This window comes from Pseudoalteromonas sp. MMG007, assembly GCF_018100985.1.
GTDB lineage: Bacteria > Pseudomonadota > Gammaproteobacteria > Enterobacterales > Alteromonadaceae > Pseudoalteromonas.
The window spans coordinates 103,852-128,278 of the sequence record NZ_JAGJEI010000007.1 but is presented as its reverse complement, the minus strand read 5'-3'; the positions used below and the strand labels follow the sequence as shown (position 1 = coordinate 128,278).

Here is a 24,427-nt window from a genome sequence, read left to right as displayed (position 1 = left end):
GAGCTTTTATAATTTGGTTCGTTGTTAAAAAGATTATACCTTTTTAAATAGCAACGAGCCATTCGTACCACCAAAACCAAATGAGTTACATAAGGCAAAGTCTAACTTTGCATCTCGTGCGGTATGAGCTATGTAATCTAGATCACAGCCCTCATCTGGATTATCAAGGTTAATGGTTGGCGACACTTTTTGATCCGTTAGAGATAAAATAGAAATAATCGATTCAACCGAACCTGCAGCACCTAATAAGTGACCCATCATTGATTTAGATGAGCCTACCATTACATCTTTAGCGGCATTGCCAAAAATAGATTTAACAGCTGCGGTCTCTGCTTTATCGCCAGCATTGGTAGATGTACCGTGTGCGTTGATATAACCAACTTGCTCTGCGTTTACTTGCGCATCGTTTAATGCATTTTGCATAGCAAGTGCAGCCCCTGCACCGTCTTCTGGTGGTGAGGTCATGTGGTATGCGTCGCCACTCATGCCAAAACCAACCAGTTCTGCATAAATTTTAGCGCCACGTGCTTTAGCGTGCTCGTATTCTTCAACTACAACAACACCCGCACCGTCTGAAAGTACAAACCCATCGCGGTCTTTATCCCACGGACGAGACGCGGCTTGTGGGTCGTCGTTACGTGTAGATAACGCACGAGCTGCATTAAAGCCGCCCATACCAATTGGTGTACATGCTTTTTCAGCACCACCGGCAACCATTGCATCGGCATCACCGTAAGCAATCATGCGCGCTGCATGGCCGATATTATGCAAACCTGTAGTACAGGCTGTAACAATAGAGATATTAGGACCGCGAAGCCCATGCATCATTGATAAATGACCCGAGATCATATTTATGATGGTAGAAGGTACGTAAAATGGAGAAAGCTTACGCGGGCCACTGTTTAGCAGCTTAATGTGGTTCTCTTCAATAAGTGTAAGGCCACCAATACCTGAGCCAACTGCTACACCAATACGTGTTGCGTTTTGTTCTGTGATTTCAAGACCTGAATCTTTAAAGGCTTGAACACCCGCCGCAATACCGTACTGAATAAACAAGTCCATTTTTTTGGTATCTTTCGCTGACATGTATGCAGTTGCATCGAAGTCATTGATTAAACCAGCGAATTTAGTACCAAATTTTGATGTATCAAAGTGTGTGATTGTTTGAATACCACTTTTACCATCTAATAAGCCTTGCCAGGTTGATTGAACATCATTACCTAGCGGCGTCAACATTCCTAAGCCAGTTACGACGACTCGACGTTTAGCCACGGTTTGCCTCCAATAAGGGATATTTTTCACCAATTGATTAAAATATTATTATTTAAGTAAGCCGTTTAACTTACTAAGTTTAAATCTATTGGTATTACAAAGGGAATTCATACCCAAGCGACCTCAAAGTGCGAGTCTCAAACTCTATCAAGCACGTGTTATTAAATACATGTACTAAGGATTAAAAAGGCGAGTTTAAATCATGAACTTTGAGGTGGTTTGGATATAAAAATTAAAGGCAGCGAATGCTGCCTTTAACTTGCAATTAATTACTCAGCGTGAGCTGTAACGTAATCGATAGCAGTTTGTACTGTAGTGATCTTCTCAGCTTCTTCATCTGGGATCTCAGTGTCAAACTCTTCTTCAAGAGCCATAACTAGTTCAACAGTATCAAGAGAATCTGCACCTAGGTCGTCTACGAAAGAAGATTCGTTTTTAACTTCTTCTTCTTTAACACCTAGTTGTTCAATGATAATTTTCTTTACGCGTTCTTGGATATCGCTCATTCTTCTTTCCTTTATTAAAAACGCCAATGCGTTATTTTCAGATTGCGGCGTAGTTTACGCCGCATAATTCTCTGATTCAATGATTTGACCATAAATAATTGTCTGGTCAAACCTCTGAGTGTGTGTTTTGTCTTTTATCGCCTATTTTCACAGCGATTTCAAGTATGTTTAAAGCAAGATCACAAAAAATTCAATCTTTTTGAGGTAACTTACTTAACTTAATTGAGTGTCAATGTAAGTACGTTGGTTATTAAACCATGTACATCGCGCCATTTACATGCAAAGTTTCGCCTGATACGTACGCAGCTGCGTCAGATGCTAAATAACACACTGCTGCTGCAATCTCATCTGGCTGACCTAAACGACCTGCAGGTACGTTTGCAAGCGTAGCTGCTTTTTGATCATCGGTTAAATCATCAGTCATATCAGTTTGAATAAAACCAGGTGCCACTACATTTACTGTAATCCCACGAGATGCAACTTCACGTGCAAGTGATTTAGAAAAACCAATTACGCCAGCTTTTGCAGCAGCATAGTTAGCTTGGCCTGCATTACCCATAGTGCCCACAACTGAACCTATGTTAATGATACGACCATTCTTTTTCTTCATCATTGGACGTAATACTGCTTTTGATAAGCGAAAGATAGAGCTTAAATTAGTGTCGATAATATCGTCCCACTCACCATCTTTCATACGCATTAATAAATTATCGCGAGTAATACCCGCATTATTTACTAGTACATCAACATCACCAAAGTCAGCTTTTATCGCGGCAAGTGTTGTCTCAATCGAAGCAGGATCAGTTACGTTTAACGCATAACCTTTACCGTTATCAGCTAAATACTCACTAATTTTAGCCGCGCCTGATTCACTTGTTGCAGTACCTGCTACTTTTGCACCTTGTGCTACAAGTGTATTTGCAATTGCTTTACCAATACCACGGCTAGCACCTGTAATTAGGACTACTTTGCCCTCTAAAGAAAATAAATTAGACATTTTATATACTCTTATTTAGCAGCATCGATTGACGCGGCATCATTTACTGAACCACAAATCATTGCTTTATCAATTCGTTTTGCAAGGCCGGTTAACACTTTCCCTGGGCCAAACTCATAGCTTTGTGTTACACCTTGTGCAACTAATGCTTGTACTGTTTCTGTCCAGCGTACTGGACTGTATAGCTGACGTACCAATGCATCTTTAATTGCATCCGCTGTATTTTCAGCTTTTACATCAACATTATTAATTACATCACATTTAGGTGTATTAAATGTTAAAGCAGCTAGATCATTAGCCAGTTTCTCTGCCGCTGGTTTCATTAGCTCACAATGCGACGGTACACTTACACTAAGTGGTAATGCACGTTTTGCACCTGCGTTTTTACATGCTTGCGATGCTCTATCTACCGCTGCTTTATGCCCTGCAATAACAACTTGCCCTGGTGAATTGTAATTTACTGGAGAAACAACTTCGCCTTGCGCTGATTGCTCACAGGCAGCTTTGATTTCATCATCACCCAAACCAATAATAGCAGCCATAGAGCCTACACCCACAGGTACTGCTTCTTGCATGTATAAACCACGGTTTTCAACAAGCTTTACCGCTTCACTTAAGCTTACAACGTCACTACATACTAAAGCCGAATATTCACCTAAGCTGTGCCCTGCCATTACAGTCTCTGCATCAGGATTTGCTGCTAACCAATGGCGGTAAATAGCCACACTTGCAGTTAATAATGCAGGTTGAGTACGGTGAGTTTGGTTAAGGCTTTCTTCTGGGCCATTAAGCACAAGCGCAGCAAGGTCATAACCTAATGCGTTCGACGCCTCTGCAAATGTTGCTTTTACAATATCTGAGCTTTCTAATAGCTCGCTTAACATGCCAACGCTTTGAGAGCCTTGACCTGGAAATAGAAGTGCAATTTTTTGTGCCATACTTTGCTCTTTTTAATTAAACAAAAAATAGGTAATTAATACGGCACCTAAAATTTAATTGGCCGCCGTATCATTAGAATGTGTTTTTTCGAAAATTGCGGCTATTTTATCTGGAAGTTGGCGTTCAACTTCTTTTACCGCTTCATCGATTGCTGCTTGAAATGCTTTAGCTGATGCATTTCCATGACTTTTAACCACAATACCGCGCAATCCTACCAGAGAAGCACCGTTATACTGGTCGGGGTTCACCCTATTATAGAGTTTTTTTATAACGGGCTTAAGAATAAAGGCCATGCATTTGTAAACTAAGTGCTTTTCAAGGGCTTTTGTAAACTTATTCATAATAAGTTTAGCAATACCTTCACAGGTTTTTAATGCAACGTTGCCAACAAACCCTTCACATACGATTACATCAGCCTTGCCTGAAAAAATATCACTGCCTTCACTGTATCCAGTGTAATTAATATGGGGGCTTTGCTGCATAAGTTGCGCGGCTTGTTTAATACCTTCATGGCCTTTTATATCTTCTGCACCAATGTTTAGTAAACTTACTTTGGGGTTTTCGCAGCCAAGAGCTTGCCCAGCAACCACTGAGCCCATAATGCCAAACTGATATAATACTTCTGCATCGCAGTGCACATTTGCGCCTAAATCGAGTAAATAAACAGGGTTTTCTTGCTCGGTAGGCACCGCAGATATTAATGCTGGACGCTTAACGCCTGGCAGCATTTTTAATACATAATGTGCCATAAAAAATAATGCGCCGGTATTACCCGAGCTAACACACGCTTGAGCCTCACCTGATTTAACTAAATCAAGGGCAACACGCATAGAAGAGTCTTTTTTTGAACGCACAGCAATGGCAGGTTCACAGGCATTAGTAACTATTTCGCTACAGTGGCGAATAATGAGTCTTGGGTGAGATAAAGAATCGAGAGAGTCGAGTTCTTTTTGTATTACTTGCTCGTTACCGCACAATATAAGCGTTAAATTGGCATGAGCATTTACTGCGCAAACGGCAGCGGGGATAGATGAACGGGGGCCATAATCGCCCCCCATCATATCTAACGCTATGGTTAGATTAGTCAGCATAAAAGCAATCTCTTAGTTAGAAATTACTTGAACGCCTTTGTAGTAACCATCTGCAGTCACATGGTGACGACGATGAGTCTCACCAGATGTTTGGTCTACAGTTAAAGTTGGACCACTGATCGCATCGTGTGAACGGCGCATGCCGCGTCTTGCACGAGACTTTTTGCTTTTTTGTACAGCCATAGTCTTCTCCTAAGAATCTTTCTTAAGTTGTTTCAAAATATCAAATGGATTAGGTTTATCATCTTCCGCCTTTAACACACCAAAGCTGGCAGGCTTTGCTGAATAACTGCATGAAGCTTCGTTGTGAGTGGCAACTAATGGAATTGCTAAAATCAGTTCGTCTTCAATTAAATCAAAAACGTTAATTTCACCATTTTCATCAAGTGCTACTTCATCGTAGTCTTCTGGAAAAATATCTAAATCTGTATCTTCACCTACTGGCGAACAAACAAAATCTTGAACCAAATCCAACCCTAAATCACCATTACAACGTTGACAAGTGACAGTTACGTGTGTGGACAAATTGCCGCGAATCACAACTAAACCTTGGTCGTCGTTTTTGCAATGAATTTTTACCGCTATTTCACCTACTTCTTCCTGCACAACTTTCTCTAAACGAGTAAGTTTTTCAAGCGGTACAATTCCGTCATACGATAAACGGTGCTGCGCTGCTTTGCCTGGATGAAGAGTGATGGGAATTTTCACCTTTTGCATAGGGGCTGCATCATATAGATAGTTAATTGGTTAGTCAAAGTAAAAAACCATTTTCAGGTAGTTTTTCACGTGTTTTACTTACGGATCTGATTTATCCTAACTCAAACTGATTTTCATTAGGAAAGTAATTCATGAAGTACCCACTTATATTAGCGTCAAGCTCACCTTTTAGGCAGTCTTTATTACAAAAATTTAATCTACTATTTGAATCATTTTCGCCAGATATTGATGAGTCACCACAAGCAAACGAAACGCCTGAGCAGCTAGTAAAACGCTTAAGTGAATTAAAAGCACGTGCTGCGCGTAATCACTTTGACCAAGGCTTAGCTATAGGATCCGACCAAGTCGCCGTGTTTAATAATCAAATTTTAGGTAAACCACATAATAAGCAAAACGCCATAAAGCAGTTATCTTTATTTAGCGCCAATACTGTAACATTTTTAACTGGCCTTTGTGTTTACGATATTGCTGAAGATAAAATAAAAACAGTAATAGAACCATTTGAAGTTGTTTTCAAAGCACTCACCCATGAGCAAATAGAAGCATACTGCGATGCCGAGCAGCCCTATAACTGTGCAGGAAGTTTTAAAAGTGAAGGGTTAGGTATTTGTTTATTTGAAAAATTAAATGGGGACGATCCTAATAGCCTAATAGGCTTACCGCTAATTAAACTCAGTCAATTATTAGCTGAGTTTGGTATTGATGTATTAGCGGCTCAAACACCTCAAGCAAATTAAATTACTTACTGAGTAATATCTGTTGCAACTGCTGGTAATTATCAACAGTTGCAACAGGTGTTAACTCACTTAGCTGCTGGGCATTATGTACACCCATGGTAACCCCTATTCGGTCCATATTTGCGGCTTTGCCCATTGCCATATCAATTTTTGTATCACCTATCATTACAGCGTCATCGGCGCTTACGCCAAGTTCTTGCAATAATTGATAAAGCATATCTGGCGATGGCTTAGACTGTGCGTCATCACTTGTACGTGTTGCACTAAAAAAATGCCTAAGCTGGCTTTGATCAAGTAAGCGCTCTAGTCCACCTCGCCTTTTGCCTGTAGCAACAGCTAATATTATGCCTTCCTCTTGTAAGGCGTTAAGTACATCTGCAACACCATCAAAAATGGGCGTTGGGGTCTTATCAATACGGTATTGATGCTTATACTCCTCAACTAAAGCATTATGCTGTTCTATCTGCTCAGGAAATAAAACGTCAATAGCACGTTCAAGCGACAAACCAATTATATTTTTAATCGCATCATCACTGGGCGGCGTTATATTAAGCGACAAAGCACTTTGTCGAATACAGTTAACTATTTTGCTAACTGAATCCATTACCGTGCCATCCCAATCAAAAATAACCAGCTTATATTTTTTAATTGGCGTTGCTTTTATCACTGTTTTGCATCTCGTAATTTTAATAATGTATTTTTAAGCGTTTTATCTAAAGGCGCTTCTATACGCATGGTAGTTTCATTTTTAGGGTGGTAAAAACTTAAATCGTGCGCGTGTAAAAATAAACGGTTTAAGCCAACTTTACGCATAGATTCGTCAAACCCTTGGTCGCCATACTTATCATCACACGCTATAGGGTGACCTTTACATTGAGTATGCACACGAATTTGATGCGTTCTACCTGTCACTGGCGATGCCTGTACAAGTGAGCAATCGTTAAAACGCTCAAGCACTTTAAAGCGAGTATGCGAAGGCTTACCCTCAACATTATCTACTCGTACTACACGCTCGCCCGATTTAAGCGTATTTTTACGCAAACCCTCTGTTACGTTTTTAGTTTTAGAATCCCACTGACCTTCTACAAGCGCCCAGTAGTTTTTTTCCATCGTTTTTTCGCGTAACTGTTCATGTAATGCTGTTAATACTGAGCGGCGTTTAGCAATTAATAAACAACCCGACGTATCACGGTCTAGCCTGTGTACAAGCTCAAGACTGCGCTCATCAGGGCGAAGTGCACGCAAAGCCTCTATTAGGCCATAACTTAAACCACTACCACCATGTACAGCCATACCCGAAGGTTTGTTGATTACAATAAGGTATTTATCTTCAAACAAAATATCGTCTTCAAGGCGAGTTACTTTATCTAGTTTAGAGGGTACAAACTCTTCACGCTCCGACACTCTAATAGGTGGTATACGCACTACATCGTCTAGCTGTAACTTATAAACAGGTTTAATACGTTTTTTGTTTACACGTACCTCACCCTTACGAAGAATTTTATAAACTGCGCTTTTAGGCACCCCTTTTAAATGGGTAATAAGAAAGTTATCAATACGCTGACCTAAATGGTCTTCGTTGATTGTAACAAAAGATACTTGTAAGCCGGTTTTTTCTGACATTGCCTAATCACTGATTTAAGTAAAATAATTTAGTTGCTAACACGGTAAAAATAGTGGGATAATCAGCAGCGCAAATATTTAGTATTTGCAAATAACAACGGTGCTTTTTAACACATTAAAAGATTCGTGATGCACATTCTGGGTAGCCGATCATACAGATCCGAGTTAAGTTTTCCAAAGCTTTTATGCCTCCTCAGTTAACACGTGCGATCAATTAACAGCAATGCGCGTAATATATTGCTGCTTAAGTTTGAACATGAAGTGACTTTTAACGTACTAGAAAAAGCAATGAACAGATAATTTGTCTGATAGTGACGACGTAAGAACGCGTCGTTCAGCACTAGCTCAATTATTGTAGTACCGTACAGCAGCTTATTTAGAACTAAAAAAATCTAATAAATAAGCGTTCATTAACATTGGCAGCGACTCTTGCTCGTAAACTGGCTATTAGCTAAGCATCAAATATGCCCAGCTCACCATCTTATGAGCCCTACGCGCCTAATATGAATGACATTTAGTAAGATTGATATGACAGGCCGACTTCTGGGTAAAACGTGTAACGTAGCTGAAAAGCCGACAGTTTTAGCACCATAAAGAATTTAATAGTGTGATTACACGCTATTGTTTGCCAGCATTTAAAAATACTGCATACGAAATACAGAGCAGTTCCGTTAAAGACCCAGTCGTGAGGCTGTATATTCTAAAAATAGGAACAACTGAACAGGCGATAAAACATCGTCATGTCAGCGACAAAAATTAAGTAGAGTAACAATATGAAACGTATGCTAATCAATGCAACGCAGCAAGAAGAAATGCGCGTAGCACTGGTTGATGGCCAGCGCCTTTATGATTTAGATATCGAAAGCCCAGGTCACGAACAGAAAAAAGCCAATATTTACAAAGGCAAAATCACTCGCATTGAACCATCTCTTGAAGCAGCATTTGTTGACTACGGTGCTGACCGCCATGGTTTCCTTCCTTTAAAAGAAATTGCCCGTACATACTTCCCACAAGGTTATACTTTCCATGGCCGTCCGAACATTCGCGACGTTATAAAAGAAGGTCAAGAAGTAATAGTACAAGTTGATAAAGAAGAACGCGGCCAAAAAGGCGCAGCGCTAACTACTTTTATCAGTGTTGCAGGTAGCTATTTAGTCCTTATGCCAAACAACCCTCGTGCTGGCGGTATTTCTCGCCGTATTGAAGGTGATGAGCGCACTGAACTAAAAGAAGCGCTTAGCCGCCTAGAACTTCCTAAAGGTATGGGCTTAATTGTTCGTACAGCGGGTGTTGGCAAATCGTTTGAGGAACTTAACTACGATTTAAAAGCATTATTAGTACACTGGGATGCGATTAAACAAGCAGCCGACAGTGCTAAAGCGCCGTTTTTAATTCACCAAGAAAGCAATGTAATTTTCCGTGCAATACGTGACTATTTACGTCGTGATATTGGCGAAATCCTAATTGATAAACCACGTGTTTTTGAAGAAGCTAAAGCGCACATTGAGCGTTTTCGCCCTGACTTTATGAGCCGTGTTAAGCTTTATCAAGGTGACACGCCGTTATTTACGCATTACCAAATTGAAAGCCAAATTGAGTCTGCGTTCCAACGAGAAGTTCGTCTACCATCTGGTGGTTCAATTGTAATTGACCCAACTGAAGCACTTACTTCAATCGATATCAACTCGTCTAAAGCAACTAAAGGCGGCGATATTGAGGAAACAGCCCTTAATACCAACCTAGAAGCTGCAGACGAAATTGCACGCCAATTACGTTTACGTGACTTAGGTGGCTTAATCGTTATCGACTTCATTGATATGACACCTCCACGCCATCAACGCGAAGTTGAAAATCGCTTAAAAGATGCTGCTCGACCAGATCGTGCTCGCGTACAAATAGGCAAAATTTCTCGCTTTGGTTTACTAGAGATGTCGCGCCAGCGTTTGCGTCCTTCACTAGGTGAAGCAAGCCAAGGCCCATGTCCACGTTGTAGCGGCCAAGGTACTATTCGTTCTAACGAATCAATTGCACTTTCTATCCTTCGTTTAATTGAAGAAGAAGCAATTAAAGACAATACAGCACAAGTAAATGCACAAGTGCCTGTTGCCGTTGCTGCTTATTTACTAAATGAGCAACGTCGTAGCGTTCACCGTATTGAAAAGCACCATAAATGTGATGTCGTGATTATTCCTAATCAACACATGGAAACACCACACTACGAAGTGATGCGCTTACGTAAAGACGAAACGCTTGAAACAGTAAGCTACGAGCAAGTTGTTGCGCCTGAGCCAGAAGCATTCGAAATGTCTAAGTCGCCTTCTGCACCAGTACGTGAAGAGCCAATGTTAAAAGGCGTTGTAATGCCTTCAACTCCGGCTCCACAAGCTACACCAACAAAAACTGAAGCACCTGCTGCACCGGTACAAACTAAAACTGAAGGTGGCGTATTAGCTGCTATCGGTAATTGGTTTAAGTCGTTATTTGTGAGTGAATCTGAAGAAGAGAAAAAAGCAGCCGTTGAGAAACAGCAGCAAGAAACTCGCAATAATAACAACCGTCGTGGTAACGATAATCGCCGCCGTAATAACAATCAGCGTCGTCGTAATAACCCACGTTCAAAACCTCGCAACGAGCGCCAAGGTGCTGAAGAAGAAGTTAAAACAGACTCAACAGCAACAAACGAGACTCAAGAAAGAAACGAAAATCGCAATAAGCGACGTCGTAACCCTAATTCTCGTAAACGCCCTGAGCATAAAAACGCAGATAAAGATCAAACTAAAGCAGATACAACGGCTAAAACTGATACTGATTCTAAGCCTGCTCAAGCTGCAGAACCAAAAGAGCAAAAGCCTAAAGTTCGTCGCCAGCGTCGTAACGTGCGTAAAAAAGTACGTGTACAAGATGAAAGCGCAGAGCAAGCAACTACAACAACAGAGCAAACATCTGAGCAGTCTGTAGTAGCCGATAAGCCGCAAACTAAAGAGCAAACGCCAGTAGTTGAAAAACAAGCACAAGCGCCTGCTGAAACAGTTGAAGCTAAACCAGCTAAAGTTGAAGAGACACCTGTTAAAGAAGAACAAGTGGCAAATGTTGAATCTACTGATGAAGCTGTAAATGCTGATGATGAGCAAGGTCAAACACGTACACGTTCACGTCGCTCACCACGTCATCTTCGTGCATCGGGTCAACGTCGTCGTCGTCCTGAAGGCGAAGCAGAAGTTAAATCTGATGATGCACCTGCATTTGTACCAGTTGCTGATCAAGCTGCCGCTGAGTATGAAGCAGAACTAAAAGCTAAATCAGAAGAAACGCCTGTTGATGCTTCACAACAAGTTGAACAAGCTATTGCAGCTGAAGACTTAGCAAAAGTTGAAACAGTTCAAGATGAGCAACCAGCTAAAGTTGAAGAGCCAGTAGCCACTGAGCAACCAACTAAAGTTGAAGAGCCAGTAGCAACTGAGCAACCAGCTAAAGTTGAAGAACCAGTAGCCACTGAGCAACCAGCTAAAGTTGAAGAACCAGTAGCAACTGAGCAACCAGCTAAAGTTGAAGAGCCAGTAGCCACTGAGCAACCAGCTAAAGTTGAAGAGCCAGTAGCCACTGAGCAACCAGCTAAAGTTGAAGAGCCAGTAGCAACTGAGCAACCAGCTAAAGTTGAAGAGCCAGTAGCAACTGAGCAACCAGCTAAAGTTGAAGAGCCAGTAGCCACTGAGCAACCAGCTAAAGTTGAAGAACCAGTAGCCATTGAGCAACCAGCTAAAGTTGAAGAACCAGTAGCCATTGAGCAACCAGCTAAAGTTGAAGAGCCAGTAGCAGCAGAGCAACCAGCTAAAGTTGAAACCGTGGCTAACGCTAAAACAGTAATAGCTAAAGGTGCTGCAAGTGCCCCTATGGCTCAGCCTACTCCAGTTGCTGATAGCGAAGTTAAACACACATCTGTTGCAATGGCTCACGATAAACGTGAACTAGTGCCAGATAGCGGCTTGCGTGCAGGGTCAGTTAAACCTGCAGGTCGTGCGAGTTCTGCAATGACAAACACAATGAGTGCTGATTAATAATTAACACTCATCAATAAAGCCCCGCTATTAACAAATAGCGGGGCTTTTTTGTTTTAATACCTACTGGCTTATATATGAGTAGTAATAAAGCTAGCCAATTTGAAAAAGCGTAGCCAATAAACCGTAGCGTGTGTTTTCTTGTTTATTCCTCTTTCACTTCATCTTAGTCCAATAGATTTTTAAATGGTTTTATTAGTAAAAATTAAATAAACAACAGCGCTACTTCACGCGTACAGCCAAACTTTAACACCGTAATAATACTTGAAGACGCACAACTTGTTAGCGTAACGGGCAAAGCCCGAAAATAGTAATTTTCACAAAAAGATTAATAGACGCTACGCTTTTAAAACCAGAATAAAGCTAAATTACAGCCAATAAAAAAGCGTGATATAAATATCACGCTCTTAAATCGGCTTTAACTAGGACAAATGAGTTTACTCGCTTTCATTTTCCATAAAGCGCTGAAGCTGATCTTTTAAATTTGGCGGAATACCTTTTATTACAAGTGTATCTGTTGCCTCGTTATAAGTTACACGTTCACCTAAATGTTTTCGCTCAAAACTTACGCTTACCCCACCGCCTAAGCCTGAAAACTTGACCATGCTGGTTACTGTTTTTTTATCGACAGGAAATGACTCTTCTAAATCATAACTTTGCTCTTTGCAAAAACTATCAAATGGGCTGTCATCACCTTTAGTAAGGGTAGCCGAAAGCTCGCTTACGTTTGCATCTTCACCGGTAGTTACACAGTCGTTACAGTAATCAAAAACTTGTTTACGTAAATCATCTTTTTCTGATTTATCAAATTGTTGCTCAGATAAGTAATCCTCTACTGCGCTTAACATAACTTGGCTTTGCTGCTTGGGATCAATGCCTTCTTCACAACCTAAAAAGTCTAAGAAAAAGTCAGCAACTTTGCGCCCTGCACGGCCTTTAATAAACGAAATATAGCGATTATCTTCTGCTTGTGTATCCCAGGCTGTTAAATCAATTCGCGCAGCTAATTGCATACGCGAAATATCTAAATGACGAGATGCGGCTAAATCAAGCTCAGAAGTCATTGAGTAATGCTCTTTGATATTGATCATTGCAATAAGCATGTAATCAGTAGCTACATACTGGTAATGACAAAAAACTAAATAACCTGTTTCACTAAATGCATATTTATCCAGCTCTTCTTTTAAAACATTAGACGCTTGCTCGGTCATATGCCAAAAACCTAGTTCGTCATTACGGTAGCTTTGCATTGCAGATGCTACAACACTGTTTTTATCACCACTAAAAGCACAGTAACCTTTACCTGGCTTACCATTGTATGCATGATGTAATTGTTCGATAAAAACGGCTACTTTATCGTTAATAACCATCTCATCATTTCGAAGGTGAATTTGCGTATCGTCGTCTTTTTTGTCTACATAATGAACGACTAGTTTTTTAACGTCTGTTGTCATCTTTGTTTTTCACGCCTCTGGTGTTAAAATACGGGAATATAACTCTTTTATTGAACCAACTGATGCCAATCTTATCAAAATACTCTAATGAAGAAGTAGAACAAATCGTCGATCAGCTTATTGATGTGCTAACTAAACACAATGCGCCGGTTGATTTAAGTCTTATGTGTTTAGGAAATTCTATCACGCATATCCTAAAAGAGCATGTACCAACAGGGAAAAGACAAGCCGTAACCGAGAACTTTGCAAAAGCACTCGCGCAGTCGGTTAAATAAAGTCTATGAATTTATCGCAGCACAATCAATTTTCATCAAAGGCTAGTCAGTTATTAAGTTGGGGGCATTGGTTTACCTTTGCCAACATTGGCTTAGCGCTATTAATTAGCTTAAGCTATTTATTTGCAGACTCGCCACCATCAAGCTTTATAGGTATTACTTATATGCTAGTAACATGGTTAAGCCATACTAGCTTTATTGCCTTTTTAGCGTTTGTGCTGACGGTATTTCCGCTTAGTTTAATATTCCCATACCCTAAACATATACGCGGCATGGCAGCAGTTATAGCAACTGTTGGCGCATCGTTACTTACTTTAGATGCCTATGTTTATGTTAATTTAGGTTACCACTTAAGTGGCTCAGCTTTGCCAGAAATTATTTCTTTGTTATGGCACCGTTTAACTAGCTCACCGGCATTAACTACTATTTTAGCCGGTGGTATTGTACTCCTTATTTTAGGTTTTCAACTTGTAGTAAGTAACTATACATGGCATCACCTTGCACGTTTAAAACAATACAAATTTGCGCGTTATGCCATATCGTCTTTAATTGTGTGTTTTGCACTTAGCCACAGTATTCATATTTGGGCTGATGCAAACTTAAAGTTTGACGTAACAAAGCAAGATAATGTGTTACCGCTTTCATACCCAACAACGGCTAAAAGCTTACTCGCTAAGAATGACTTACTCGATATAGAAAGCTATAAACAAGCACATAATGTTAAAATAAATAACCAAAACATTAGTTATCAATTACCTGCCCCACTCGAAAAGTGCGCAGATTACACGCAGGCCAATGTTGATATTTTTGTATTTGATAACAATGAAGGATTAGCTGCATTTGTTGCTAACAACAAAAATTTGCACAAAACAGAACAATTTTTACAACCAACCAATCACGACGACACTTTATTTAGCTTAGTGTATGGCTTACCCGCCTTTTATAAAGCAGCAATATTGAATGAGCAAACATTACCTGCGTGGCAAAGCCAACGCCGAAGCATTCAGGTAGATGGTGTTAAAGAATTAGGCTTTGTTAATGACCAAGCTCATAGCTCAAGTGCGATACGTATTATTAAAAGTAACGATAAGGTTGCTATAAAAGATGATAACACACATGTTTTTGCCTTTAGCCTAGCTCGTGATAAAGCAGAAGTAGTTATCACGTCAACTTTATACAGCTCAGATAAGCGTATTTCTAAGGTTGACGGGCTTATTCAACCCAGTGATTTAATTGCAACAAGTGTTGGCCAATACTTAAATTGTAAAGCAATCGCTAAACAAACAATGCTTGGTGTAAACCTATACAAGAAAAAAGACGATATGGGCGTTAATTACTCACAAGGCGTCGTAATTGCGTATAAAAAAGACAGAATTACTTTAATAGATTCTGACGGTAATTTTAAAAATATATCAGCCGCAGAAGGCTTTTCTATTGAGCAAGGTTTAGACATCCCATTTTTAGTGCAAAGCATTAAAAAGCTCAAAGCGTTTACTCAATAACTTAAAGCGATCGCTCTTACCTAGCTTGCTATAACAGTAAGCTAGGTTATAGTTTTATATTGTTTAATTAACGTGTAAAACTCACAGGGATAGACTCAATGCTTCGATTGATATACTGCTCTTTACTATTTACTAGCTTTTGCACCCTAGGCAATACAACCTATTATAAATGCGTGACCGAACATGGAACTACGTTTTCTCAATTCCCCTGTGATGATAAAGCCACTACCTATAAAGTAAGCACTACTGGTAACCAATATTCAGGCCCTAAGATTGATTATACTAAGCAGTTAAATGATCTTGAACGCGAAAGGCTGCTATCTGGCTTAGAGTCAGAACTTAGAAGTAATAACCATAAACTGGCAATACTCGATAGAGAAAAGCAGCGTGCTGAATACAAACAGCAAGAGCGGCTAAATCATATATTAGCTGAAGATGATAAAAAACGGATTACTAAAGATATAACCAAAAAACTGAAAGTAATTAATCAAAATTACAAAAAAGACGTTGCAGCGATCACAAAACATATTAAAAAACTCGAAAAGAAAATAGCTCGATACCAATAAATATGCCTAAACTGTTTTGGTTATTTCACTACATCTGCAGCTATTCTTAATATTGAATTGAAAATAAAAAGAGTAAATTGCAGGAAGGTCATTTAGCAGCACCCAGGTTACTTAGAATTTATCTTGGTTTTAAACTTAAAATAACATACCCTTTACACAATAGAGTATAAGCTCTACGATGTATTAAGGAGTTGATATGCAACCATGCCAGATTGCAGAGCTAATTTTAACAGGCTTTAAAAAGCACTATCAGCTATTTCAAAAAATAACAGCTAAAGCACCGATGGCTTTTGCTCAACAAGATTGGCAAGCAATTAATGATATTAGCCGTTTACGCATAAGTTATTATGATGATCGTGTTAACGAAACTACACACATATTAAAACAACAAAATCCAACCGAACAACTCGATGAAACACTTTGGCTAAATGTAAAAAAAGCATACCAGCAATATTTATGCTTTCATCCTCAAGCTGAATTAGCCGAAACATTTTATAACTCTGTATTTTGCAGACTGTACCATAGACGCTATTTTCATAATGATTTTATCTTTGTTGAGGCCTCATTGAAAGATGCGCCATCAGTGCCTGTTGAAGCCGAGTACAGAACTTACTTCCCAGTTGTTGAGGGTTTAAAACCGACAATAAAACACATTATTAATCACTTTGATTTTAAAGCTCCCTTTGTCAATTTAGAGCGTGATATTCGCCTGCTCGTAAAAGCATTTTATAAACAAGCACCTGATACTCACCATCAACCTTGGCAAATGCGTTTTGATATATTACACACGCCTTTTTATCGTAATAAAGCAGCTTATATAGTTGGCCGTGTGGTGTCACAAAGTGGTGTTCAGCCTTTTATTATTGCCGTATTACATGATGGAGATAACGGTCTTTATTTAGATGCGCTCTTAACTAAATCATCTCAAATGCGAGTTGTTTTTGGCTTTGCTCGTGCTTATTTTATGGTAGAAACACATGCGCCTTCTGCGTTGGTGCGCTTTTTAAATCAGTTAATGCCTAATAAAACATTGGCCGAACTCTACAACGCAATAGGCTTTCACAAACAAGGCAAAACAGAGTTTTATCGTGAGTTTTTAAGCCACTTGTCACACTCAAATGACGAGTTTACTATTGCCCCCGGCACACCTGGCATGGTGATGATGGTGTTTACTCTCCCCTCCTTTGGTTATGTGTTTAAAGTAATAAAAGATAAATTTAGCGAGAGCAAACCTTTTGGCCGTGATACTGTTCTAAAGCGTTATCAACTCGTAAAAAGTCATGATCGCGTAGGCAGAATGGCCGACACAATAGAGTACTCTAACGTCGTATTTCCTTTAGCGCGTTTTGATAGTAATTTACTTGAGCAGTTACACAAAACAATAGGCTCATCTATGATCATCGAAGGCGATTGGTTGATCATCAAGCATCTTTATATAGAAAGACGCATGACACCGCTTAATTTGTTTTTAGAAAGTGCCAGCGAAGAAAGTGCGGCTGACGCAATAGAAGAATACGGCCAAGCGTTAAAAGAAATGATTGCCGTTAATATTTTTCCCGGTGATATGCTTTTAAAAAACTTTGGCGTTAGTAAGCATAAACGCATTATATTTTATGATTACGATGAAGTTCAGTACTTAACAGATATGAACTTTAGAGCCCTACCAAAGGCCAAAAGCTACGACGATTACTTAACCGATGATCAAAGTTATTCTGTTGCTCCACAAGATGTATTTCCTGAGCAACTTTGTACCTTTGTAATGCCAAACCCTATGTATAAAAAGTTTTTACTCAGCACTCACCCAGAACTAATAGATGTTAGTTATTGGAAGCAAGCACAACAAAATATAAAAAATGGGCAGGTAAGTCATATTTATCCCTACCCGACAGCACAGCGCTTTATTCACCACTGGTAAGCGCTAAAGGACACACACAATGAATATAAGTAAAATAGATTTAAATTTACTGGTTTACCTCGACACATTACTACGAGAATGCAACGTAACGCGTGCTGCCAATCAGCTAAGCATAACGCAACCTGCAATGAGTAATGGGCTTAAACGTCTACGTAACTTATTTAACGACCCCATTTTAGTACGTACTAGCGATGGTATGGTACCTACTGAGCGCGCTATTGAACTTCAACCGGTTATTCGTGGCATACTAATGACCCTTGAAGAAACCCTTGCGCCTAATCGCGAGTTTGAAGCAAGCCAAAGTAAACGTGTGTTTAGAATAATGGCGAGCGACTACGCAGCCAGTACACTAGCGCCAAAGCTTTTAAGTAAATTACATGAAGAAGCCCCCGATACAACCTTAGATATACTTACACCCAGTGATGTAACGTTTCATGATGTTGAAAATGGTAAAGTAGATATGGCTATTAATCGCTTTGAAAATTTACCGCAATCTTTTCACCATAAACGTATATGGAAAGACAGCTTTTGTTGCTTGGTAAAAGCAGATAACCCAATTATTGAAAATTTCAGTCTCGACAGCTATTTAAAAGCTCGCCATATATGGGTAAGTAAAACAGGTTTTGGTGTAGGTGTGGGTATGGACCCTAAAGATGTTCAAAAACTAGGTTGGGTTGACGAAGCGCTCGCTCACTTTGGAAAACATCGCAACATTGCCACCTTTACGCGTAATTACCATGTAGCTATTCACCTAGCGAAAGAGAAAAACTTAATTGCAACCTTACCCTCAAAAGCCGCTAATATTTATTTAGATGATCCGGGCCTTAAAATATTAGAGCCACCGTTTCCTATCCCGCCGTTTGAGCTGGATATGATTTGGAGCCCGCTTTTACATCGTGATGCTAGCCATATTTGGCTTCGTCAAAAAGTAGCCGAAGTAGCTGAAGAGCTTAAATAACCTTATTACACGACATAATGTAAAAATTGCTAGGTTTGATCTACTCACCTAAGCCTAGCAATCCATAAAACCCATTTAAACCATTGCATATCAAGCAGTTAAATAAAATAAAAAACATTGGAACGTGCTTTGCTTTTATTAAATTGAACGATACATTCATTTAATAAAAGAGGTCATTATGAACACCCATCAAGGAACAGAAGTAAATCATATTACTGACATCATCCAAGTTATGAACAGCGGCATCGATTTTTATCAAAAAGCACAAGAGAAGGTAGAAGACCCTGCTATTGGTGCACTTTTTCAACGTATGATAGATGCCCGAAAAGTGAGTGTAGAACGCTTACAACCTTATGCAATTAACGAAAAAGGTGAACGAGAAGACGGCTCGTCTTTTGCCGTTGAAGCAAGACGTGCTTATACATCACTGCTAACAACTTTTAGCTCGCATAACGATAGTACATACGTAAAAGAGCTTGAAGAAGTTGAGGATAAGACGCTTGACGAAATTAAAACTGCAATGGATAAGCCGCAACCTGCTGACTGTGAAGCAGCTCTTGCTAAAACCTTATTAACGATGCAAAGCTGTCATGCTGAAATGAGCCGCATGCAAAAACACTAAAAGCAATAGCATAAACTACAACCCAGCTTTTTAGCTGGGTTTTTTATTGGCAAGTAATGGCGTGAGCAGAACACGAACCCTTGCTCAGTTTCTACTTATTGTGATCATGTAGAAGCAACTATTAGCCCATTACACTCTAATCTCGCGTCTTGATTAAACTTCCCCTAGATTGAACAAATTTCAATCCGCAAAGTTCAACACGCCCTAATAAACTTAGAACAAGTAACCAATAATCTTGCGATGTTTTCGGCTAAATACAAAGTAAGTGCTGTACTTATTAAGGCTCACGAAAACAGTAAACATAATACATTAATGAGAGTAATGGATAATATTAAAGAGTATTAAGATTACACTATTAGCTTAGTATACAAAAAAAGTAGCTATACATTGATGGTAAACCAAAAAAAGGGCCTTACGGCCCTTAGAGTTAAATAACGAAAGGGAGTGTTATTAATTAAAAGCGGTATTCTGCGCCTACATAGTAGTACGCACCATTAAAACCAAATGGCGCTGAGCGACGTGAGTATTCAAATACACCTGAGCTGCTGACAATTGTATTACCGTTTGCATCTACAATAGTCCCTGAGCGAGAGTTACCAATTTCGTTTTTATCTGGGTATACGTCAAACAAATTGTTTGCACCAATATTTACCGATAAATCTTCAGTAACAAAGTAATTAACTTTAACATCAGTTAATATTTCTGCGTCGTAAGTTTGGCGACCACCATCTTCCACTGTGTACTCACCAAAACGGTTAAGTGATAAGTTTACTGTCCAATCATCGCGCTGATAAAGTGCACTTAAATTAATACGGTCTTCTGGTTGCCATTCTTCAATAATCGAAATTTCTTGATCAGAGAATACATCTTCTACTGGCACTGTTTCGAGGCCTGAGCCTGATGGCGTAAATAACGATACAACATCCGTTTCAGTAAAGTTAGCCGCTAGGGTAAAATCAAGGGTGCCACCAAAACCTTCGGTGTTCCATGTTGCAACAAAATCGATACCCGAAGTTTCAGTATCTGCACCATTTAAGAAAAATTGGCCCGCGCCTGCGCCTGAGCTGAGGAGTGCAGCATCTAAGCTTGAAGAAAGCCCTTTGCCTAAACGATTACTAATTACAATACGGTCGTCAATATCAATTGAGTAGTAATCAACAGTGACATTAATGTTGTCTGTTACGTTGTAAACAATACCTAAACTGCGGTTTTGCGATTTTTCTTCTTTTAGTTTTGGAATACCTAAACTTTGTGCAAGTGTAGAGTCATTTCTAAATGTACCTACTTCCTCAGCAACTAAAGAACCATCTTCTGCAACTACAAACTGTGTACTAATGTTATTAAAGTATAATTGCTGCATTGAAGGCGCTCTAAAACCAGAGCTTAATGCACCACGTAATGAAATATCGTCAGTAACAGCCCAGTTACCTGCAAGTTTAAAGTTTACAGTGTCGCCAAAACCTTTGTAGTTATCGTAGCGAAGTGCACCCGATAAAATAACATCTTCAATAATGTAAGTTTCTGCATCTAGGTAAAACGAAATCACATCACGCGACTCATCAACTGACGATGCAGGAGAAGAACCACCAAACCCTTGGGTACCGCCAGATGCATCTTCAGAGCCTACACCGCCACTCAAACCACTATAAATACTAACTCCATTTAATGTGTCGTAATCACGATATGCATATTCACTGCCTTCTAAAATTCGATATTCATCAGTACGAATTTCAGCACCCATAGCAAGTGAGTAATCATCAAAGTTTTTAGTAAAATCAATATTGATTGTTTGCAGTGATAATTCCATGCCATAAGCATACGCTTCACGAGGAATAGTGGTACGGATATCTGCAGCGCTTAAGCCTTGATCGTAACGTAAAAAGTTAGCGTAAGAGGCGTTAATTGTGTCGCTTGTTGTGTAATCAATGCTATTTTCACCGTATGTGTACGACAAATCTAAGCTAGCATCGTTATCAAATTCAGTTTTATAACCAAAGTTGTATGACACATCATCAATCGTTGTATTAATTTTTGGCAAAAAGCCTAATGGGATAGTCGCATCATTGTCTTGTAATACAGGGTTACCGCCCGCATTTGCATTATGACGGAAAAATGCTGCTGATTCATTATCACGCGTTGAGTACGTAATAAAGCCATAAAGCTCGCCATCACCTAACTCATAACCCGTATTAACGGTTAAGCCAAATTGCTGAGAGTCTGCATCACCTATTCTAAACGTGTCTCTATCAACCGTTAATTCACGCGGATCACCGGCAAGTAAAGTGCCATCACTTAACTCAGTACAGCCGTAAAACTGACATGAGCCATGTAGACCTGCACGGTTTGTAGGCGAGCGGTCACGATAATTAATTGTGGTGTTTAAATAACCATCATCGCCTAATGCAAAGCCCTTGTTGAAGTCAATGTTAATTGTTTCGCCATCACCTTCTGAATACTCGCCGTAATTGATGGCCGCTTTGCCACCTTCGCTCGCATCTTTAAGTACAATATTAATAACACCCGCAATAGCATCAGAGCCATATTGTGCTGCGGCTCCATCACGAAGTACTTCAATACGTTTAATAGCCGATGCTGGAATAGCGTTCATATCGGTACCCGCAGTACCACGGCCTACCGATGTATTAATATGAATGATACTTGCTTGATGGCGACGTTTACCGTTGATCAATACGAGTGTTTGATCTGGACCTAAACCACGTAATGTTGCAGGTCTTAATGCATCGGTACCGTCACTAATTGACGAACTTGAAAAGTTAAATGAAGGTGCAATAGATTGCAGCATACGGCCAACTTCTGTTTGGCCTGTATTTTCAAGTGCTTCGGCACTTAAAATATCTACTGGAACAGGTAAATCCTCTACTGAACGGCCCGCTACGCGGCTACCAACAATAGCAATTTTTTCGATTTTTTCTTGAGCAACTTCTTCTGCTGCATTTACACCTTGCGAGTTTGCTGCAAGTAAAGCTGGTAATACTGCTGCACTGACCGCTGAAAGCTTCATCATGTTGTTATCATTCCTGTTGATTTGTTTGAGTTTTATACTCAGTAAACCATTTTGATCAACAACCGCATCGAGCTCAGTCCCACCTAGTAATGCTTCGAGTGCATCTAACTGAGTGTAAAATCCATAAACCGAATTTGCGTTATACTGCTTCGCTAACTCAAAGGAGAAAACCACGGTTTGCTCAGTTTGTTTAGCGTATTCAATTAAGGCTTTATCTGCTCGCTGCGCTTTTATATCAAATTGCACCATTTGCCCAGTAGTTTGAGTTGCAGCTTGCACACTTAAGCTAAATAAAGCTGGAGCAAGCACACTTAAACCACTCAATAAATGCGTTTGGTTACTGCGCAACTTATATAAACAGCTGACAAACAAAAATCCTCTATTAAATGCTTTCTTTTTTTTAATGTTTTTTTTACTTACTGTATTTATAGATGCAACTTTAGCTAACATTAATTTGATGTGCATAACGTCTACTTATGACTTTTTATGGTGTTTTAGCGTTACTACATGCTCACCTAAACGCTCATGTTCAATCGAAAAATTAGTTTGTAAGCTTTCTAATAAACCTTCCACATCTCCCGCTTTAAAAACACCGGCTACTTTGATACTTGCCAACTCATCAGACGACAACTCAAATCGAGTCGAAGTGTACCTACTAACTTCATTTAGTGCGTCACTTAGTTGTTCACCATTAAAAATAAGCATGCCATTTTGCCAAGCTAAATCACGTTGAACATCACCCATCGAAAGCTGAGTAATAGGTTTAGTAACACTTTGCTCTATAATTGCTTTTTCGCCAGAGATAACAATATTGGCGTTAATTTGACGTACTTTGTGATTGCTATTATCTGCTTGCTGATAATCTTTAAAGTCGTTCGCCTCAACTGCTACGCTAGGATCAGTAATCATAACTTTGCCCTCGGTCACCACAAGCTCTAAATCTGATGACGTGTTGCGCTGCACATTAAACACCGTGCCAAGTGCTGTAAAGCTTTTATCACCTGCCATAACACTAAACGGACGTGTTGCGTCTTTTGCTACATTAAAACGCCCTTCCCCTCTGCTTAGTAACAACTGTCTGCGCCCTTTACTGTATGCAACTTCTAGTAAGCTATTGGTGTTAAGCTGTACTATGGTGCCATCGGGCAGTACATAAGTGGCCTGCTCACCAACCTTAGTTTTATATATTTTGGTGTAATTTATTCTAGCCTGCTCCTGGTTATACCCGCTTTCTAAATTAATTAATAAGTAACTACACATCATTAATGCAGCAAATAAACTTGCAGCAATTGAGTATGAAAACATCCACTTCTTTTTAGATTCTTTAGCGCTGTTATGGTGAGGAAATAAATTACTTAACTCATTTAATACAGATAATTCATCCCACAATTGGGCTAATTCATAAATAGCATCTTGGTGAGCTGTACTTTGCATCATCCATAATTTAAATTGCTCTTTTTCATCATCGGTTAACCCCCTATCAATGGCGCTTATCCAATCACATGATTTTTCTAAAATAAGATCTTTTGAATTAAATTGATGAACATTACTCATTCTGCAACCCTCCCCACTGATATAGGATGAGCTTGTGCTTTAGGGCGCATTTCACCATTGTGTTCATGCTCGCGCATATAAAGCGTGGTCTGTAATAATCCTTTTGCAATATGCTTTTCAACAGTGCTTTGACTTAGCTGCATTTGTTCTGCTATCTCTTTTTGGCTCATACCGTAGACTTTTTTTAATATAAAGCATTTGCGAATAGACGAGCTTAATTGCTCTGTAGCTCTACAAAAAAGTAAAAAGCGCTCTTTAGATGTGTATTCATCTTCAAGCTGCATTGATTTGAGTAATACGGGTAATTCGTTATCGTGCTCTAACGAATCATTAAATTTGTTGTCCCATTTAGCAATATGGTTAAGTGCTAAGTGCTTTGCTGTTTTAAGCATATAACTGCGGGTAAACTGGATGTCTTGTTTTAAATCAGCCTCATAGCTTTTTATAAAGGTTTCTTGCACAATGTCTTCTACATCGTCGGGCTGAACTATACGCGACACAAAGCGTTTTAGTTGCTTTGAAATATCAACAAATGTTGACGTAACTTTTACTTTTTTCGTCATCCTTAACACGCACCTGTTGTTATTTTTATTACCGATAGGTTACGAGTTTTTGACAT

The 24,427-nt window shown here is 39.5% G+C and carries 21 protein-coding genes; 8 read left to right on the top strand and 13 right to left on the bottom strand.

Annotated features, from left to right (window positions below):
- Positions 1-33: 33 nt before the first annotated feature.
- From fabF to yceD, 7 genes are all read right to left on the bottom strand, one after another.
- Positions 34-1,272: a beta-ketoacyl-ACP synthase II gene (gene fabF / locus J8L71_RS10600; protein ID WP_104642837.1), complete on the bottom strand. Its 1,239-nt coding sequence runs from the start codon at positions 1,270-1,272 to the stop codon at positions 34-36.
- A gap of 269 nt (positions 1,273-1,541) precedes the next feature.
- Complete coding sequence (gene acpP, locus J8L71_RS10595; protein ID WP_002962377.1) at positions 1,542-1,778, bottom strand: acyl carrier protein; 237 nt, start codon at positions 1,776-1,778, stop codon at positions 1,542-1,544.
- A 250-nt stretch (positions 1,779-2,028) separates the two neighbouring features.
- On the bottom strand, positions 2,029-2,775 hold the full coding sequence (gene fabG, locus J8L71_RS10590) for a 3-oxoacyl-ACP reductase FabG (RefSeq protein WP_211000506.1): 747 nt from the start codon (positions 2,773-2,775) through the stop codon (positions 2,029-2,031).
- Between the two features lie 11 nt (positions 2,776-2,786).
- Entirely contained in the window at positions 2,787-3,713 is a 927-nt protein-coding gene (gene fabD / locus J8L71_RS10585) for an ACP S-malonyltransferase (RefSeq protein ID WP_211000505.1), read from the bottom strand.
- A 54-nt stretch (positions 3,714-3,767) separates the two neighbouring features.
- Positions 3,768-4,805, bottom strand: a complete 1,038-nt coding sequence (gene plsX, locus J8L71_RS10580; protein WP_211000504.1) for a phosphate acyltransferase PlsX — start codon at positions 4,803-4,805, stop codon at positions 3,768-3,770.
- A gap of 12 nt (positions 4,806-4,817) precedes the next feature.
- Positions 4,818-4,988, bottom strand: a complete 171-nt coding sequence (rpmF, locus tag J8L71_RS10575; RefSeq protein WP_008109865.1) for a 50S ribosomal protein L32 — start codon at positions 4,986-4,988, stop codon at positions 4,818-4,820.
- A gap of 9 nt (positions 4,989-4,997) precedes the next feature.
- Positions 4,998-5,522, bottom strand: coding sequence for a 23S rRNA accumulation protein YceD (gene yceD, locus J8L71_RS10570; RefSeq protein ID WP_058549707.1), 525 nt, complete (start codon positions 5,520-5,522; stop codon positions 4,998-5,000).
- 131 nt (positions 5,523-5,653) lie between these two features.
- On the opposite strand from yceD, the gene J8L71_RS10565 reads away from it, so the two are divergent.
- On the top strand, positions 5,654-6,259 hold the full coding sequence (locus J8L71_RS10565; RefSeq protein ID WP_211000503.1) for a Maf family protein: 606 nt from the start codon (positions 5,654-5,656) through the stop codon (positions 6,257-6,259).
- 1 nt (position 6,260) lies between these two features.
- Here the strand turns inward: J8L71_RS10565 and J8L71_RS10560 are convergent, their stop codons facing one another.
- Together J8L71_RS10560 and rluC are read right to left on the bottom strand one after the other, a co-directional pair.
- Positions 6,261-6,926, bottom strand: coding sequence for an HAD-IA family hydrolase (locus tag J8L71_RS10560; RefSeq protein WP_211000502.1), 666 nt, complete (start codon positions 6,924-6,926; stop codon positions 6,261-6,263).
- Positions 6,923-7,882, bottom strand: a complete 960-nt coding sequence (rluC, locus tag J8L71_RS10555) for a 23S rRNA pseudouridine(955/2504/2580) synthase RluC (protein WP_058549705.1) — start codon at positions 7,880-7,882, stop codon at positions 6,923-6,925. Before rluC ends, J8L71_RS10560 begins: the two co-directional genes overlap by 4 nt.
- Positions 7,883-8,655: 773 nt before the next feature.
- Between rluC and rne the strand changes: the two genes are divergently transcribed.
- Positions 8,656-11,937, top strand: coding sequence for a ribonuclease E (rne, locus tag J8L71_RS10550; RefSeq protein ID WP_211000501.1), 3,282 nt, complete (start codon positions 8,656-8,658; stop codon positions 11,935-11,937).
- Between the two features lie 437 nt (positions 11,938-12,374).
- Here rne and yejK read toward each other — a convergent pair whose 3' ends face one another.
- Positions 12,375-13,391: a nucleoid-associated protein YejK gene (gene yejK, locus J8L71_RS10545; protein ID WP_211000500.1), complete on the bottom strand. Its 1,017-nt coding sequence runs from the start codon at positions 13,389-13,391 to the stop codon at positions 12,375-12,377.
- A 62-nt stretch (positions 13,392-13,453) separates the two neighbouring features.
- Here yejK and J8L71_RS10540 point away from each other — a divergent pair, with 62 nt between their 5' ends.
- The 6 genes from J8L71_RS10540 (at position 13,454) to J8L71_RS10515 (ending at position 19,229) form a co-directional block, all read left to right on the top strand.
- A complete protein-coding gene (locus tag J8L71_RS10540) occupies positions 13,454-13,666 on the top strand; it encodes a DUF1414 domain-containing protein (RefSeq protein ID WP_002961475.1) in 213 nt (70 codons plus the stop codon).
- Positions 13,667-13,671: 5 nt separating this feature from the next.
- Entirely contained in the window at positions 13,672-15,168 is a 1,497-nt protein-coding gene (locus tag J8L71_RS10535) for a DUF3413 domain-containing protein (RefSeq protein WP_211000499.1), read from the top strand.
- Between the two features lie 98 nt (positions 15,169-15,266).
- Positions 15,267-15,734, top strand: coding sequence for a DUF4124 domain-containing protein (locus J8L71_RS10530; RefSeq protein ID WP_211000498.1), 468 nt, complete (start codon positions 15,267-15,269; stop codon positions 15,732-15,734).
- A gap of 196 nt (positions 15,735-15,930) precedes the next feature.
- Positions 15,931-17,649, top strand: a complete 1,719-nt coding sequence (gene aceK / locus J8L71_RS10525) for a bifunctional isocitrate dehydrogenase kinase/phosphatase (protein ID WP_211000497.1) — start codon at positions 15,931-15,933, stop codon at positions 17,647-17,649.
- A 19-nt stretch (positions 17,650-17,668) separates the two neighbouring features.
- A complete protein-coding gene (locus J8L71_RS10520) occupies positions 17,669-18,607 on the top strand; it encodes a LysR family transcriptional regulator (RefSeq protein WP_211000496.1) in 939 nt (312 codons plus the stop codon).
- A 178-nt stretch (positions 18,608-18,785) separates the two neighbouring features.
- Positions 18,786-19,229 (top strand): PA2169 family four-helix-bundle protein, encoded by a 444-nt coding sequence (locus J8L71_RS10515; protein WP_211000495.1) that lies wholly within the window; start codon positions 18,786-18,788, stop codon positions 19,227-19,229.
- A 454-nt stretch (positions 19,230-19,683) separates the two neighbouring features.
- Here J8L71_RS10515 and J8L71_RS10510 read toward each other — a convergent pair whose 3' ends face one another.
- The 3 genes from J8L71_RS10510 to J8L71_RS10500 are packed head-to-tail and all read right to left on the bottom strand — an operon-like array spanning position 19,684 to position 24,371.
- Positions 19,684-22,719: a TonB-dependent receptor gene (locus J8L71_RS10510; RefSeq protein ID WP_247655268.1), complete on the bottom strand. Its 3,036-nt coding sequence runs from the start codon at positions 22,717-22,719 to the stop codon at positions 19,684-19,686.
- A gap of 9 nt (positions 22,720-22,728) precedes the next feature.
- A complete protein-coding gene (locus J8L71_RS10505; protein WP_211000494.1) occupies positions 22,729-23,808 on the bottom strand; it encodes a FecR domain-containing protein in 1,080 nt (359 codons plus the stop codon).
- Positions 23,805-24,371: an RNA polymerase sigma factor gene (locus J8L71_RS10500; protein WP_211000493.1), complete on the bottom strand. Its 567-nt coding sequence runs from the start codon at positions 24,369-24,371 to the stop codon at positions 23,805-23,807. Before J8L71_RS10500 ends, J8L71_RS10505 begins: the two co-directional genes overlap by 4 nt.
- Positions 24,372-24,427: the final 56 nt, after the last annotated feature.

What these genes read in the sequence shown, in the direction of transcription:
- acpP (WP_002962377.1), bottom strand. Translation starts at nt 1,778, where the DNA reads ATGAGCGATATCCAAGAACGCGTAAAGAAAATTATCATTGAACAACTA.
- fabG (WP_211000506.1), bottom strand. Translation starts at nt 2,775, where the DNA reads ATGTCTAATTTATTTTCTTTAGAGGGCAAAGTAGTCCTAATTACAGGT.
- fabD (WP_211000505.1), bottom strand. Translation starts at nt 3,713, where the DNA reads ATGGCACAAAAAATTGCACTTCTATTTCCAGGTCAAGGCTCTCAAAGC.
- plsX (WP_211000504.1), bottom strand. Translation starts at nt 4,805, where the DNA reads ATGCTGACTAATCTAACCATAGCGTTAGATATGATGGGGGGCGATTAT.
- rpmF (WP_008109865.1), bottom strand. Translation starts at nt 4,988, where the DNA reads ATGGCTGTACAAAAAAGCAAAAAGTCTCGTGCAAGACGCGGCATGCGC.
- yceD (WP_058549707.1), bottom strand. Translation starts at nt 5,522, where the DNA reads ATGCAAAAGGTGAAAATTCCCATCACTCTTCATCCAGGCAAAGCAGCG.
- J8L71_RS10565 (WP_211000503.1), top strand. Translation starts at nt 5,654, where the DNA reads ATGAAGTACCCACTTATATTAGCGTCAAGCTCACCTTTTAGGCAGTCT.
- rluC (WP_058549705.1), bottom strand. Translation starts at nt 7,882, where the DNA reads ATGTCAGAAAAAACCGGCTTACAAGTATCTTTTGTTACAATCAACGAA.
- rne (WP_211000501.1), top strand. Translation starts at nt 8,656, where the DNA reads ATGAAACGTATGCTAATCAATGCAACGCAGCAAGAAGAAATGCGCGTA.
- yejK (WP_211000500.1), bottom strand. Translation starts at nt 13,391, where the DNA reads ATGACAACAGACGTTAAAAAACTAGTCGTTCATTATGTAGACAAAAAA.
- J8L71_RS10540 (WP_002961475.1), top strand. Translation starts at nt 13,454, where the DNA reads ATGCCAATCTTATCAAAATACTCTAATGAAGAAGTAGAACAAATCGTC.
- J8L71_RS10535 (WP_211000499.1), top strand. Translation starts at nt 13,672, where the DNA reads ATGAATTTATCGCAGCACAATCAATTTTCATCAAAGGCTAGTCAGTTA.
- J8L71_RS10530 (WP_211000498.1), top strand. Translation starts at nt 15,267, where the DNA reads ATGCTTCGATTGATATACTGCTCTTTACTATTTACTAGCTTTTGCACC.
- aceK (WP_211000497.1), top strand. Translation starts at nt 15,931, where the DNA reads ATGCAACCATGCCAGATTGCAGAGCTAATTTTAACAGGCTTTAAAAAG.
- J8L71_RS10520 (WP_211000496.1), top strand. Translation starts at nt 17,669, where the DNA reads ATGAATATAAGTAAAATAGATTTAAATTTACTGGTTTACCTCGACACA.
- J8L71_RS10515 (WP_211000495.1), top strand. Translation starts at nt 18,786, where the DNA reads ATGAACACCCATCAAGGAACAGAAGTAAATCATATTACTGACATCATC.
- J8L71_RS10510 (WP_247655268.1), bottom strand. Translation starts at nt 22,719, where the DNA reads ATGCACATCAAATTAATGTTAGCTAAAGTTGCATCTATAAATACAGTA.
- J8L71_RS10505 (WP_211000494.1), bottom strand. Translation starts at nt 23,808, where the DNA reads ATGAGTAATGTTCATCAATTTAATTCAAAAGATCTTATTTTAGAAAAA.
- J8L71_RS10500 (WP_211000493.1), bottom strand. Translation starts at nt 24,371, where the DNA reads ATGACGAAAAAAGTAAAAGTTACGTCAACATTTGTTGATATTTCAAAG.